At 52.4% G+C, this 13,783-nt stretch carries 12 protein-coding genes; 1 reads left to right on the top strand and 11 read right to left on the bottom strand.

Going from position 1 to position 13,783, the window contains the following annotated elements; genetic code table 11:
- Window positions 1–22: 22 nt before the first annotated feature.
- From wcaF to ACJ9N4_RS03510, 9 genes are all read right to left on the bottom strand, one after another.
- A complete protein-coding gene (wcaF, locus tag ACJ9N4_RS03470; RefSeq protein ID WP_196390219.1) occupies window positions 23–571 on the bottom strand; it encodes a colanic acid biosynthesis acetyltransferase WcaF in 549 nt (182 codons plus the stop codon).
- A 16-nt stretch (window positions 572–587) separates the two neighbouring features.
- Window positions 588–1,334 (bottom strand): colanic acid biosynthesis glycosyltransferase WcaE, encoded by a 747-nt coding sequence (wcaE, locus tag ACJ9N4_RS03475; protein ID WP_411500249.1) that lies wholly within the window; start codon window positions 1,332–1,334, stop codon window positions 588–590.
- Between the two features lie 12 nt (window positions 1,335–1,346).
- On the bottom strand, window positions 1,347–2,567 hold the full coding sequence (wcaD, locus tag ACJ9N4_RS03480; RefSeq protein ID WP_182271985.1) for a colanic acid polymerase WcaD: 1,221 nt from the start codon (window positions 2,565–2,567) through the stop codon (window positions 1,347–1,349).
- Window positions 2,542–3,759: a colanic acid biosynthesis glycosyltransferase WcaC gene (gene wcaC / locus ACJ9N4_RS03485; protein ID WP_395121677.1), complete on the bottom strand. Its 1,218-nt coding sequence runs from the start codon at window positions 3,757–3,759 to the stop codon at window positions 2,542–2,544. Before wcaC ends, wcaD begins: the two co-directional genes overlap by 26 nt.
- Complete coding sequence (gene wcaB / locus ACJ9N4_RS03490) at window positions 3,756–4,247, bottom strand: colanic acid biosynthesis acetyltransferase WcaB (RefSeq protein ID WP_182918652.1); 492 nt, start codon at window positions 4,245–4,247, stop codon at window positions 3,756–3,758. Before wcaB ends, wcaC begins: the two co-directional genes overlap by 4 nt.
- On the bottom strand, window positions 4,247–5,089 hold the full coding sequence (gene wcaA / locus ACJ9N4_RS03495; RefSeq protein WP_182271988.1) for a colanic acid biosynthesis glycosyltransferase WcaA: 843 nt from the start codon (window positions 5,087–5,089) through the stop codon (window positions 4,247–4,249). Before wcaA ends, wcaB begins: the two co-directional genes overlap by 1 nt.
- A gap of 112 nt (window positions 5,090–5,201) precedes the next feature.
- Window positions 5,202–7,364 (bottom strand): tyrosine-protein kinase Wzc, encoded by a 2,163-nt coding sequence (gene wzc / locus ACJ9N4_RS03500; protein WP_411500250.1) that lies wholly within the window; start codon window positions 7,362–7,364, stop codon window positions 5,202–5,204.
- 2 nt (window positions 7,365–7,366) lie between these two features.
- The gene (gene wzb, locus ACJ9N4_RS03505) at window positions 7,367–7,810 is read right to left on the bottom strand and encodes a low molecular weight protein-tyrosine-phosphatase Wzb (protein ID WP_411500251.1); all 444 of its coding nucleotides are present in this window, start codon (window positions 7,808–7,810) and stop codon (window positions 7,367–7,369) included.
- A gap of 6 nt (window positions 7,811–7,816) precedes the next feature.
- Complete coding sequence (locus ACJ9N4_RS03510; protein WP_182271991.1) at window positions 7,817–8,956, bottom strand: polysaccharide export protein; 1,140 nt, start codon at window positions 8,954–8,956, stop codon at window positions 7,817–7,819.
- A gap of 692 nt (window positions 8,957–9,648) precedes the next feature.
- Between ACJ9N4_RS03510 and ACJ9N4_RS03515 the strand changes: the two genes are divergently transcribed.
- On the top strand, window positions 9,649–11,232 hold the full coding sequence (locus ACJ9N4_RS03515) for a TerC family protein (protein ID WP_182271992.1): 1,584 nt from the start codon (window positions 9,649–9,651) through the stop codon (window positions 11,230–11,232).
- Between the two features lie 42 nt (window positions 11,233–11,274).
- Here ACJ9N4_RS03515 and asmA read toward each other — a convergent pair whose 3' ends face one another.
- On the bottom strand, window positions 11,275–13,122 hold the full coding sequence (gene asmA / locus ACJ9N4_RS03520; protein WP_196390226.1) for an outer membrane assembly protein AsmA: 1,848 nt from the start codon (window positions 13,120–13,122) through the stop codon (window positions 11,275–11,277).
- Window positions 13,123–13,144: 22 nt separating this feature from the next.
- Window positions 13,145–13,726: a dCTP deaminase gene (dcd, locus tag ACJ9N4_RS03525; protein WP_411500252.1), complete on the bottom strand. Its 582-nt coding sequence runs from the start codon at window positions 13,724–13,726 to the stop codon at window positions 13,145–13,147.
- Window positions 13,727–13,783 lie beyond the last annotated feature (57 nt).

Here is a 13,783-nt window from a genome sequence, read left to right on the forward strand (position 1 = left end):
ATTTTCTCCAACTTATAAGAAATTATTCAGTTTCAACGCGTTCGCGTATCACCACTGCGGGGTTGCCACGGCAAACTTTATTTGCCGGTAGCGATTTAAAAACGCTGCTGCGAGCACCAATAACTGTGCCGTCGCCAACAGAGACACCTGGTGCAACAAAGACATCTGTTGCCAGCCAGCATTTTTCACCGATCACAATAGGTGTGGCGGTAATATCGAAATGCGGGCTCATGAAATCGTGACTTCCGGTGCACAAATAACATTTCTGTGACACCACCGAATTTGCGCCAATCGTAATATCGCCCAGGGTATAGAGCACGGCGTCGTCCCCGACCCAGGCATAATCCCCAAGCGTTAATTTCCAGGGATACGTAATTTTTACCGATGGACGAATGACTACGTTTTTTCCGATTTTTGCGCCAAATAAACGCAGTAAAAAAGCGCGCCAGCGATACAGTATTTGCGGCGACCAGGCAAATAAGGTTGCCTGTACCGCCCACCATAACTGCACTTTAATACCGTTCCCGCCGCGAAAACCTTGCGGCACGGAGAATCCTTTTAAATCCTGCATTACGTTTCCTTATATTTCAGGCTTTGTTATATAAGGCTTTCGCTTTACCCGTCGTTTTCAGCCGCAGAAAATAAGACAATTCCGCCAGGAGACCCGGCACACGTAATATTTTACGCTGGACGTTTTTGGCATCCTGGCATAATTCAAGGTTGTTCGAGGTTGATACCCCCCCCATTGAAAACTCAGATACCAAACCTTTAATTCGACGGAATGGATAACCTGATTTATACAAACTGGCGGCCAGTGCATAATCTGATGACACTTTGTACTGCAGATCGTAAGGCTGTTTTTTCAGCCCCTTTACCGGGAAGAAAATGGCCTGATGGCTGGCGGGTAAACTGTGATAGATATACCAGCCTGGTTTGGCGCTACGCATGACTTTATTACCGTCGCCAAAATCGAGCAGCGCATCACCAATGTACATTGCCTCTTCTTTCTGGCGTGCCAGCTGACGGGCAAACAGCGCCACGTCATCATGGAACACATCACCGGAATTGAGGAAGATAGCATACCGCCCTTGCGCCATCGCGATGCCTTTATTCATGGCGTCGTAGATGCCTTTATCTTTCTCGCTGATGTAACGTAAGTTGAACTCACCGTTGAGTTTCTCCAGAAACTCTGCTGTGCCATCGTTCGAACCACCATCGACCACGATCCACTCAAAGGTGAGACTTGGATCGCGCGCCAGATTGCGCAGCGAGCGCCAGGTTTTTACCACCCCTTCGTAATTGCGAAAGGCGACAGTAACAACGCTAAGAAACATAAAATCACCTCGTCATGAATTCGTAATATTTAGCGCCTTGCGCAAAATAAACGGACAGACAATTAAGAATGCATATTCCGGGCTAAATATTGACCCTGTAAAAAACAGCGACACGGGCGTAAAAAGATAAAGCTGCACGCGAAAGTTTTGGTTATCACCAAACGCGTTAATCATCATTTTGAAAACGTTAAACAGATACCACAATGTCAACAACAGGGCGAACCACGAAAAATAAATAATTAACAGATACAGGCCATTGTCTATGGTTTTACCGACGTCCGCACCGTTAAAGATTCCGAATGATGCAACATATTCATAAAGTGAGCCGAATCTTACTACACCATCAATGTGGGTTAAGGAATAACCCACCATCACCAGCGGTCCGATGATGCGATAATAGGATGATGAACCTTCTGTTCCCAAATCTCCCAGACGTTCAGAGATGTATGGGAAGGCAAATATCACACCCACCATAAACACCGTCAGGGAAATAATCGCCAGCGGCAATTTTTTCTTAATCGCCTCTTTGTTCAGATACTGGAACGCCCACTCCAGCAGGTAAAACAAGATAAATGTCATTACCCCGGAAAACGATCCTGACAGAACAATCCCTGCAAGAATCATAGCATCGGTCTTAGGCGTTTTGATACCAAACTGTTTGATGCTGAGCCAAATTGAGATTAATGCCAGAGCAAAAAACGCCGGTTCAAAATAGAGTGCGGTGGTACGCTTTCCGCCAAACTTAATGAAGTTCAGAACGTAACTGTTACTGTAAATGAGATATTTCGAAATGATCTCCATCAGGCTACTGCCACCGGTCAAAATAATTTGCGCCATCTCCAGTGCAGCAAGCATAACAATTAACGCAACGGCAATATAAAAGAACCTGAGGATTTTCCGATAATTGTGCGGTGATATCGTTTTAAAGCGAATACTCCAGACCATGCCAATAATAATGACGATATAAACAAACAGCATGGTGGAGGTGACGTATTTACTGGCATCCAGCGACTGACCAAAGATGTAGTTAAAGGCCGTCAGCCCTGACCCGATACCCAGCGCAATCATCAACTTCTTCAGGTTGATTTTCTCGACGTACAGCAAAAGCAGAACGGGCAAGAAGGTCACGATGGTAATCGGGAAGCTTTCACCCAACTGAGCAATCTTGACGTTGACCAGCAGGTAAATCAGCGGCAGCAGCAGATAACTACAGATTCTGATAGAACGAGACATACTCCTCCAGCATCTGTTGTCCACTGTAGGCCTTGCGACTGCGGTTGCGGAACGATTCCAGGCTCGTGCCAAACACGGCTTGCGCAATATCGGCCTTCGTCATCTGCACCAGCGGCAATACCTCCTGCTCCGCGAAGGTTTTCCCGCCCGATTTTTCCAGCACTTCACGCGCCGCATCGCTGTGGGTGGCAATCACCGGCACACCAATCGAGAGCGCTTCGCACAGGATCAGCGGGTAGTTATCCACGCGTGAGCTAAACACCAGCGCGTCCATGCCGTTCAGGGCGCTCATCAGTTTGCGCTTGTCAGTTTCAAACCCGTGGTTCACCACGTTTGCCCCGATGAACGGGGAAAACTTACCGAAGGTATGCAGTTCAATGTTGTCGCCCAGCGCCATGATGTCTTGCACCAGTTGCTGATTGGTTTTACCGTCGTAGCGCAAATCATGCGCGACAATAGCAATTTTCGGTTTGCCCGTGGTTTCCGCCACCGGCGTCAGCTCCGCCAGAATCTCTTCCGTCGCCACATCGATACCGTTGTTAATGATTTTACAGCGCCCTGCGCCGTACAGACTGTTGAATGCGTCCGCCACGTGCTGGCTTGGGGAGATAAACGTGCAGCCAAGCGAGATCATGTCGCGAAACAGCTGACGTTTTCCCTCTACCAGCTGATATGCGCGATCAATGCTGACGGGTGGATAGTTGGTCAGCGTCGGGCATTTCTGACAGTTCGTTTTCCACCCTTCACAGCCGTCGGTAAACGCGCAGCGTCCGGTCACACTCCAGTGATCGTGCAGCGTCCAGACAAACCGGGTGTCCGGTTTATGCGCCTGCACGTTCTCGCAAAATGCCACCACCTCTTCCAGCTTCAGCCAGTAGCTGTGCAGCACGTGAAAATGCAGCACCACCGGGCCGGTGGTCCGCGTTACGGTGCGATAAAGGTTATTCAGGTTACCGAACAGATCGCGGTTAAACAGACGAAACAGTGCAATGTTAGCAATAGACGTCAGGCGCGGCGTCTGCTTCAGCACCTGCGGATAGTTATCGTGGCTAACGCTTTTCTTGCCGCTCTTGCCGTAGCCGTAGACAAAGCGCGACTGTAATCCTTTTTGCAGCGCACGCTGATGCAGATCCAGCGCTACACCGGCCGCCCCGCCTTCCGCGAGGCGCACGTTAAATTGCAGAATGTTCATTTGATCACCTTCACCCGGGCTTTTTCTCCCACCACCAGTGCGTTATCCGGAATGTTGTCCAGCACCACGCTACCTGCACCCACGGTGACGTTATTGCCGATAGTAATGTCGCCAATGATCACCACGTTGGCTCCCAGCTCGACGTTATTGCCGATAACCGGGCACGCCAGACTGTCCGGCCCACGGTTGCCGATGGTCACCGCGTGGCGAATGGTGAAATCATCACCCGCAACCACAAATTTATTAATCACCACTGCATAGCCGTGGTGAATGGTGAAGCGGCGGCCAATGGTCGCGGCAGCCTGAATTTCATAACCAAAAATGCATTCGGTGATGATGCGGTACAGCACCAGAGCCGGTGCCGCCCAGATATTGTTCAGCACATTTTTTTTGCGCCACACCGAGCAAAAGTGCGCGATGCGGTATGCCAGAACCATGCAGCATGGGCGCAGGCTCCAGCTGTTTGCGCGGCAATCTTCCAGAAACATTATTTCCCCCGAAGCCCATCAGCCAGGCGTTTACCATTGCGCACGGAAAACAGCGTGAGCAGCGTGCGCCAGTTCATGCGCTTATTGCGGATTTGATAGAGGGTAAAGAGCTGATACTTCCGGCTGGCACGGTCAAACTTGTCCTTGTGCTTGCGGTAAAAGTGAAAGTAGCCCGAGAATTTTTTCGGCGAGGAGGTGATTTGCATCTCCCCATGGTTGATGTGCAGGATCTGCGTGGCCTCTTCCACTTTCCACGGTTCACCATATTCCACCACCATCCGCAGGAAGATGTCGTAATCCTGCGCGGCCTTCAGTTCGGTATCAAACAGACACGCTTTAAAGCGCCATGCCCAGGTAAACACCTGATTGCCAATGATATTGCGCTTATAAAACAGACGGCGTGAGTACGGAGATTTCGGGTACAGCGGCAGACTCGCGGGCTGAGAGTAGACTTCACCCTGGCAGACATAGTCGTTGGCATACAGGAAAGCGTGCGTAACCAGCTGCTGTTGATGCGACAGGAAGATCGACAAACGATTTGGCGTCCATTCATCATCATCGTCAATACCGGTCAAATACTGCCCTTGCGCCTGCATAATCGCCTGGTTACGCACCGCACACGCCCCGGAGTTGATGGCGTTATGCGTATACATCACGCGCGGATCGTTGAGATCAGACACAAATTTCTGCAACTGTTCATACGAGGAAGAACAGTCATCAACGACGATCAGCTCCCAGTTATCATAATCCTGTCGTAGTACGGATTTGATTGCGCGGATCGCCAGCTGCTGACGGTTCCATGTCGGCATATAGATAGAAATCAAAGGGCGTTGTGTGGTCATGGTCTTTCCCGAATGAGTTCGATGCCCTCACCCCTGCCCTCTCCCAAAGGGAGAGGGGGATAATATTCCCTCTCCCTTTGGGAGAGGGTTAGGGTGAGGGGGGGATGAACTTTTATTTGCTGTCCGATTTATATTCGTACTCGTAGTACCCGTAATCCTGATAACCACTCGCGCGACGGAAGATGGAGTTCAGGATCACCCCTTTCACCTCAATACCGTTCTGTTCAAAACGGCTCAGGCTGGTTTCCACCTCTTTGATGGTGTTCACCGCATAGCGCGCCACCATCAGCGTGGTACCTGCATGGCGGCCCACAACGGCAGCATCGGTGACGGCCAGAATTGGCGGTGTATCAATCAGCACCAGGTCGTAGTGTTTGCTCGCCCACGCCACCAGTTGGCTAAAGCGCTCACTCATCAGCAATTCAGAGGGGTTAGGCGGTACCTGTCCACGCGGGATCAGGTCAAATTTCGGGATCGAGGTCGGTTTAGCACTTTCACTAATCTCCCCTTTACCGAGCAGGATTTCCGACAAGCCGTTGACGTTGTTGGTGCCCAGCAGCTCGTGGGTGTAACCCTTACGCATATCGCAGTCGATCAGCAGCACGCGTTTATTGGTCTGGCTCACCACCGCCGCCAGGTTGGCACAGACGAATGTCTTACCAATCGACGGGCTTACACCGGTCATCATCAGGACGTTATTTTTAGCCTGCATCATGGCAAAGTGCAGGCTGGTTCGCAGGCTGCGCACCGCTTCAATCGCCAGGTCAGTGGGGTTACCCACCGCCAGAAGCTGGCTCTGTTTGTAACGCTTAACGCCCTTCACGGTTTTGACGCTGTCATGCGATTTCTGCCACTCGGACAGAGGAATGCTGGCATACACGCTGATGCCATTCTCTTCCAGCGCCTGTGGGCTTTCGATACCACGGTTGAACAGCGAGCGCAGCAATACGCCGACGATGGAAAGCATCAGGCCAAGAATAATGCTGCCGAGAATAATCAGCGCTTTCTTCGGCTTCAGCACACCAGGCTGGGTAATTGCCGGGTCAACGATACGCACATCGCCGACGGTGCTGGCTTCGGTGATTTTCAGCTCCTGCTGTTTATTCAGCAATTGCATATACACCTGCTGACCAGATTCCACGTCGCGGGTCAGACGCACAATTTCCTGCTGCGTCTTTGGCATCGCGGTCACGCGGTTATTCAGCTTCGCCTTCTCTTCTTCCAGCGTCTGGCGTTTTTCCAGCAACGTGCGGTAGGCCGGGTGACGTTTGGTGTAGAGCTTGGAGATTTCGGCTTCTTTGAAGGTCAGTTCGTTGAGCTGTGCGTCAATGTTAACCATTGAATCGAGAACCGATTTTGCTTCCAGCGGTAAATCAACGGAATCTTTATCCTGACGATAGGCATTCAGTTTATTCTCTGCATCATCCAGATGAGCGCGCACCTCTGGCAGCTGTTTCGCCAGGAAGGCCAGGCTTTTTGCCGCTTCCGCCGATTTACGCTCCACGTTCTGCTCAAGGTAGTTGCGGGTAATGCTGTTGAGTACGTCGCGGATTTGATCTTTATCCTCACCGGTAAAGGTCATGCTCAGAACGCCGGTGTCCTTACCATTTTCGGTGACGGTCAGGTTATTTTGCAGATTATTGATCATCCCCAGCGTGGAAAATTTGGTGACCGTAAACTCACCCCCTTCCTGCGCCTGAATGCTGCTCACCATCATGCTGACGCCGTCTTTGGTGAGCATCTGCCCCACTTCACCCCGCGCACTAAAGCCCGCATCGCTGGTCAACTGATACTGTTTCGGGCTCAGCACGGTCAGGGTAAACGTCTGATCCGCGCCCCCTTTCGGCAGCACAAAATCCACCACTTTCACGGTGTCATTGCTGCGACCCATCAGGCGATCCCAGCCCGCACCAAATACCGGGAAGGTATTTTTGGTGACGGAAATATCCAGCCCCAGGTCGTGGACCGTTTTACCGAGTACCAGACGCGACTGGATAAGCTGAATTTCGGCATCTGATGCCGGAGGCTTGTTGGCCAGCGCGGAACCAATGTCCTGCACCAGCGAGCTACCGGTGTTCTGCTCAATCTGCATCAGCGCATCGGCGCTGTAGATTGGCGTCGCGAACAGCGTATAGACAACCGCCGCAGCGGCAAATACGGCGGTGATCCCAATCACCCACCACTTCGCTTCTACAACGGTGCCGACCAGGCGACCAATATCAATTTCATCACTGCCCGAAGTCGGGGCGGCAGAAAGTTTTGTTTTTTCTGTCATTGTTATCCCTGCTGAGCTTTCAGTGCCTGCGCCCACTGACGGGCAGACTGGTCAAGTAAGGTGTATACCGCTTCAAACGCCTCACGACTTTTGCGATACGGATCGGGGATTTCACGTTCATTGTCCCAGTGACCAAACAGCATCACCTTGCCGCGCATCTCCGGCGCGATGTCGCACAGCGCGTGAATGTGGCGTTTTTCCATCGTCAGGATCAGGTCATACTCCCGGCACATCCGGCCGGAGACCTGGCGGGCGCAGTGCCCGTCAAGGGAAAGGTTGTGACCGCTGGCAACGCTGGTGGCACGTTCATCGGCACTTTTACCGACCAACGCACCAAGCCCTGCGGAGTCAACGGTGAGTCCGGGCTGATAATTTTTCAGCAACCGTTCCGCCGTCGGGGAACGGCAAATGTTCCCCACGCATACCACCAGAATTTTGTTAAACATCGCGGGTTACCAGGTATGAATGTCGCGCGCCGTATCCGTCATGTAGCGAACGCCACTGATGGTTGGCAGCAACTGGTTGATCAGGCGGTTCCAGCGGGCAACTGGCGCGGTGGTGACATACACCACATCGTATGGCTGCAGGCGGAACGACGTTGCCATTACCAAAGACGTCGCATCAGACATATCCAGCTGGTAGATATTGGCAATCTTGCCTTTGGCGCTGGCGTCGTTCTTCAGTGGACGGATCACAAAGATACCGCTGGCGTTGGAGGACGTCAGATCGATGCCTTCCGCATTGCCCAGCGCTTCGGTCAGGGTCATACCGCTGAAGTCCATCTTGAGGGTGCTCTGCTTCTTCACTTCGCCCATCACGAACACTTTCAGATCGTCGTTGCGTGGTACGTAGAGAATATCGCCCGGATAGAGCAGACGGTTCTGGGTCAGGTCACCGTTTTGCATCAGCGCCTGCAGGGAAATGCGCTGCTCTTTGCCGTTATGCGTGAGTACCACGTTACGCCAGTCAGCGCCGTCGGTTAAACCGCCTGCGGCGTTAACGGCGTCCAGCACGGTGAGGGGGACGTTGGTAATGGCCTGCTGGCCAGATTTGTTCACCTGCCCGGAGATATAGGCTTTCTGCGAGCGGAATGCGGCGATATTAACGTCCACCTGCGGGTCAGCAATGTACTGCGCCAGGCGGCCGGTAATATCACTACGGATCTCGGCGAGCGTTTTCCCTGCAACATGCACTTTGCCGATATAGGGATAGAACATGGTCCCGTCAGACTGCACCCAGTTCCCGGTATCGCTTGAGCTGCGATACTGGCCCGCCGGAGTCGTCAGTTCCGGGTGGTCCCAGACGGTCACGTTGATCACGTCTCCTGGCCCTACGCGGTACTGATAAGAGGCTATTTCCTGGTCCAGAGACATATTCGGCTGGGCAACATTTGGACGTGGGCGTAATTGTTCGACCAGACGCGGCGTCAGCGGATAAACATTCACCATTTTGTCGAGGTCAAAATCAGCATCCTGCTGTTTGATCACATCCTTGCCCATTGTTGACATATTGCTGCCGGGAAAGACCGTACAACCACTCATCAAGGTCACCGACACCAATAATGGCATCAATTTCATTTTGGATTTCATCATTGATTATTTATCACTTTGGCAGAGTAATTACCCTGTGAAATTTAAATAAGCCCGGGTCTTTTGGCTTTCAGCATGCAGTTAATCAAATAGAAATATAACTGGCATCAGTCCTAAAAAAAGCTTATTCACCCACTGGCTATTGACAGAATAATCGAGGCTGATTCACTCGCGTCCGGGCACGCTACCGCCCTTGGCTTTCAGTTACCAATCTACTGACTAAACAATATGTTATGGAAAGACACCCTCTTGAATCAGGTCTTATAGCAAATATACCAACCACTTCAGAGAAGTTGCTGATAATGAATAACCGAGACTAAAGACCGGAACAATAATAGCAACAAGGAGATTTAACATTTGATGCTGAGGGAATTGTTGCAGCTAACCTAATAGCAGGCAAGAAGACATCCGCCCTGATAACTATTTTTAAGAATAATATTAAGAGCAAATTTTTCACATTTTAGGATTTTCTTTATATTGACAAAAAACACATTAAAATCATTAATTGCGATATATCCTAAATATCTCACTTAATAATCAAATATACGCCTTTACCTTATTTACAGTATTCTCAGCATATTTTCTTTTTCTCCCGCTTATTAAGAGAAATCTCACCCTGGCATTGCAATTTCCTCTGGTTTTATCCATGATCAAAGTGTGACATTGGTCATATAACAGAAGGTATTGCTATTACTATGGAATGGATTGCCGATCCATCACTCTGGGCCGGGTTGGTTACGCTGGTCGTCATCGAATTAGTACTCGGTATTGATAATCTGGTCTTTATCGCCATCCTCGCCGAAAAATTGCCACCTTCGCAGCGTGACCGGGCGCGCGTGACGGGTTTGCTGCTGGCGATGGTGATGCGACTGTTGCTGCTGGCGTCAATCTCCTGGCTGGTCACGCTGACCACGCCGCTGTTTACCGTTTACAACCTGAGCTTTAGCGCCCGCGATCTGATCATGCTTTTTGGTGGGTTGTTCCTGCTGTTCAAAGCCACGGTAGAGTTGAATGAGCGGCTTGAAGGGAAAGACAGTGAAAACCCCACCCAGCGCCGGGGCGCTAAATTCTGGCCAGTGGTCGCGCAAATTGTGGTGCTGGATGCGGTCTTCTCGCTGGACTCGGTCATCACTGCCGTCGGGATGGTAGACCATCTGGCCGTGATGATGGCCGCCGTGATTATCGCCATTGTACTGATGGTCATGGCGAGCAAAGCGCTGACACGGTTTGTGAACAGCCACCCGACCATCGTCATCCTCTGTCTGAGCTTCCTGCTGATGATTGGCTTTAGCCTGGTGGCCGACGGTTTCGGATTCCACATTCCAAAAGGCTATCTGTACGCCGCCATTGGTTTCTCGGTCATGATTGAATCGCTTAACCAGCTGGCGATTTTCAACCGCCGTCGTTTTCTGTCTGCTAACCAGAGTCTGCGCCAGCGCACTGCCGACACGGTAATGCGCCTGCTCAGCGGACAAAAAGAAGATGCGGAGCTGGATGCCGCATCCTCCGCGATGCTCGCCGATCACAGCGACGGGCAGATTTTTGACCCGCAGGAGCGGCGGATGATTGAGCGGGTGCTCAATCTGAACCAGCGTTCAGTCAGCAGTATCATGACCTCACGCCATGACATTGAACATATCGATCTGGCCGCCCCGGAAGAGCAAATCCGCGCGTTGCTGGATAAAAACCAGCACACCCGCGTGGTCGTCACTGGGGAAGAAGAGGAAGAAGAGCTGCTGGGCGTCGTGCATGTTATCGACCTGCTGCAACAACAGCTGCACGGCGAACCACTCAATCTGCGCGCACTGGTGCGCCAGCCGCTGGTGTTCCCGGAAACGTTGCTGTTGCTCTCGGCGCTGGAGCAGTTCCGTAACGCGCGCACCCATTTTGCTTTTGTGGTGGATGAGTTTGGTTCGGTTGAAGGGCTGGTCACGCTCAGCGACGTAATGGAAACCATCGCCGGTAATCTCCCCAACGAGGTAGATGAAATTGATGCGCGCCATGACATTCAGAAAAATGCGGACGGTTCATGGACGGCCAACGGCCATATGCCGCTTGAAGACCTGATCCAGTATGTTCCCCTGCCTCTGGATGAGAAACGTGAGTACCACACCATTGCCGGTTTGTTGATGGAATATCTGCAGCGCATTCCGGTACCCGGTGAAGAGGTACAGGTCGGGGATTATCTGATTAAGACATTACAGGTGGAGAACCATCGCGTGCAGAAGGTACGGTTAATACCGCTACGCGATGAGGAAGAGATGGATTTTGAGGTGTAAAAAAGCCGGGTGGAGGCTACGCCTTACCCGGCACAACAGACATCAAAGCTTATTGAGCAGCTTCTTCGCATCTTTCCCTGTCTGTGAATCCTTATTCCGATCCGCCCAGTCGTTCAGCCGACGTTTGGCTTCATCCTGCAGATGCTTACGCAGGATCTGATCCACCTGAAGGCTGTAATTCAGCGCCTGCCATTTGCCGTACACGCTAAGCGGGATCGGCGTCTCTTTCAGGAAGTCGACCAGTTTGCTTTCACCCTGCCAGCCGGAAAGCACACGCACGTTAAAACGGGTATCTGCCGTCTCTTTCACCAGATCCAGCGAGCCTTCGCCCGTTAACGACAACAGGGATGAAGAGCCCTGCATGCCGCCCAGAGAGAGCTGCCCGTTGTCCAGCGTCAGGTCACTGGTAAAGCTATCGAGACGCGTTGCGCTGTCGTAATTTTCCTGGGCCTGGACGTTACTGCTGCGTTCAACCGCCTGCTGAACAAGTTGCTGGAAGTTGAGTCCTTCCATACGGCTGTCTTTTAGCTCAACATGAGCCTGCCCCTGCCAGTCGCGGCGGAAGGCGTCAGCATCGATCTTCGCCCCGGAAAAGTCCCCGGCCAGCGTCAGCTGCCCCGTCATGGATATCGGGTAGTTAAAGGCTTTCAGGATCGTACCAATCTCAACGTTGTCGAGACGCGGCTGGAACTCCGCGCTGGCGGGTTCTGTACGCACATCCAGCGAGCCAGGCAGAGAAACATGCCCGGTCCCCATTTTGCCGCTCAGCTCGGAGACAACCAGCAACCCGTTATGGTTAAACATCTGGCTGCTCACATTGGTAAAGTCAATGCCGCGCCAGCGCACGCTGTTGGCTTTCAGCAGAATGTCTGCCGTGAACCCGCGCAGACCGTTATAGTCTGGCTGATCAATATTGGAGGAGATAACCGGGCGCGTCTGTTTCATCTGACTCTGCCCCGATTGCTGCACATCACTGTCCGGCGCGGCGGCCTGGGTCACGAGCAGGTTCTCCAGGTTCAGATTATCAAACTGCAGGTTCAGCACCCATTTCGGCTTCTGTTCAAGAGAAACACTCGCCTGCCCTTTCAGGCTGCTGTCGTTCGCCTGCAGGTTAAGGTTATCCAGCTCCAGCTGTTTTTGTTCTTCACGCCATACGGCTTGCAACGTTCCCTGGCCGGTAATTCCCTGAGCAGGAACATCGGCCCCCGTCAGTTGCCAGTTCAGTTGCTGAATATCTGCCGTGAGCTGGTGCGGATAATCCGACGCATTCACGCTGGCATTCAGCGACAGGGTCAGATCGCGCTGATCGCGGTTTACTCGTCCACTGAAATCCACCGTGGCACGATGGTGCGCGTCCTGCTCCATCTTCAGGTTAATGTTGCGTACAGTGACCTGATCATTATCTTCATGCTGGAAAACCAGCACACTGTCGGCCACTTTCAGTTTACCGATATCAAATGACCAGCCTGTATCAGACGCCCCATCTGGCAGGGTGTTTTCACGTGGTGCAACCGGCGCATCCGCGTTTCGCACGGCTTCAGTTTGTGGGGTAAGCTGAATGACCGCGCTTTTCAGCATCACCTGGTCTACCTGCAACTGGTGTGAAAAGAGCGGGAACAGCGCCACATCAAGACGCATGTTATCGGCCGATACCAGCGGCTGAGTGGCCCCCGGTGCGGTTAACGACATACGGCCTGAGAGAATGCTGAGTTGCGGCCAGACGTGCCACCGCAGCGGCCCATCCAGCTTCAGTTCATAACCGCTGCGCGCTTCAACCTGCCGCACCATATAGGCACGGAAATCATTAGGGTTAACCAGCAGAACCAACGCTGAAAGGCCAGCAACCAGCACCACCAGCAATATCATCAGCGTTGTCAGAACTCTTCTCATGGCATCCTCAGTGGACTAACGATCAGTCTTTATCAATACGACTGGCAACCGCACCCTGCTGGTCGCGATATTTTGCATCCTGACGGCGGTTATAAGGACGCTCTGCCGGACCTGTCAGGGGTTCAAAGCTCAGCGCGCCAATCATCATACCCGGGCGCAGTGCCAGCGGTAGTTTACCGGCGTTGAAGAACTCCAGCACGATACGGCCCGACCAGCCTGGATCGATACGGTGCGCGGTCACGTGTACCATCAGCCCCAGACGCGCCAGAGAAGAACGGCCATCAAGCCAGCCAACCAGATCCGCAGGCAACGTGACGGATTCAAACGTCACCGCCAGCGCCAGCTCACCCGGATGCAGGTAAAACGCATCATCCTCGTCGAGGACAATTTCGTCACTCATCACACGGTCAAGCGCCGCGCTGACTTCGTCCTTCGGCCCGCTGAGGTCGATAAACGGTGCAGTGTGGCCGCTAAAGGTGCGGAATTTATTTCCCAGACGCACGTCAACGGTCACACCATTGATACGCTCCACCGGCGGGCGCGGGGTAATAGACAGGCGGCCTTCATCCAGCCAGGCTTCTATATCGCGATCACAAAGACGCATGGCACTTTCTCCTTTCGTGCATCGTGCCCTGAGAGTTTACTGACTCAGGGCAAAACC

The sequence above is a fragment of the Enterobacter sp. LM3 genome (assembly GCF_046622475.1).
In the GTDB taxonomy this organism is placed as follows: domain Bacteria; phylum Pseudomonadota; class Gammaproteobacteria; order Enterobacterales; family Enterobacteriaceae; genus Enterobacter; species Enterobacter cloacae_P.

Excerpts from the sequence above, each read along its gene's own strand:
- ACJ9N4_RS03510 (WP_182271991.1), bottom strand. The coding sequence starts at position 8,956 with ATGATGAAATCCAAAATGAAATTGATGCCATTATTGGTGTCGGTGACC.
- wcaA (WP_182271988.1), bottom strand. The coding sequence starts at position 5,089 with ATGACCACACAACGCCCTTTGATTTCTATCTATATGCCGACATGGAAC.
- asmA (WP_196390226.1), bottom strand. The coding sequence starts at position 13,122 with ATGAGAAGAGTTCTGACAACGCTGATGATATTGCTGGTGGTGCTGGTT.
- dcd (WP_411500252.1), bottom strand. The coding sequence starts at position 13,726 with ATGCGTCTTTGTGATCGCGATATAGAAGCCTGGCTGGATGAAGGCCGC.
- wcaE (WP_411500249.1), bottom strand. The coding sequence starts at position 1,334 with ATGTTTCTTAGCGTTGTTACTGTCGCCTTTCGCAATTACGAAGGGGTG.
- ACJ9N4_RS03515 (WP_182271992.1), top strand. The coding sequence starts at position 9,649 with ATGGAATGGATTGCCGATCCATCACTCTGGGCCGGGTTGGTTACGCTG.
- wzc (WP_411500250.1), bottom strand. The coding sequence starts at position 7,364 with ATGACAGAAAAAACAAAACTTTCTGCCGCCCCGACTTCGGGCAGTGAT.
- wcaF (WP_196390219.1), bottom strand. The coding sequence starts at position 571 with ATGCAGGATTTAAAAGGATTCTCCGTGCCGCAAGGTTTTCGCGGCGGG.
- wcaB (WP_182918652.1), bottom strand. The coding sequence starts at position 4,247 with ATGTTTCTGGAAGATTGCCGCGCAAACAGCTGGAGCCTGCGCCCATGC.
- wcaD (WP_182271985.1), bottom strand. The coding sequence starts at position 2,567 with ATGTCTCGTTCTATCAGAATCTGTAGTTATCTGCTGCTGCCGCTGATT.
- wcaC (WP_395121677.1), bottom strand. The coding sequence starts at position 3,759 with ATGAACATTCTGCAATTTAACGTGCGCCTCGCGGAAGGCGGGGCGGCC.
- wzb (WP_411500251.1), bottom strand. The coding sequence starts at position 7,810 with ATGTTTAACAAAATTCTGGTGGTATGCGTGGGGAACATTTGCCGTTCC.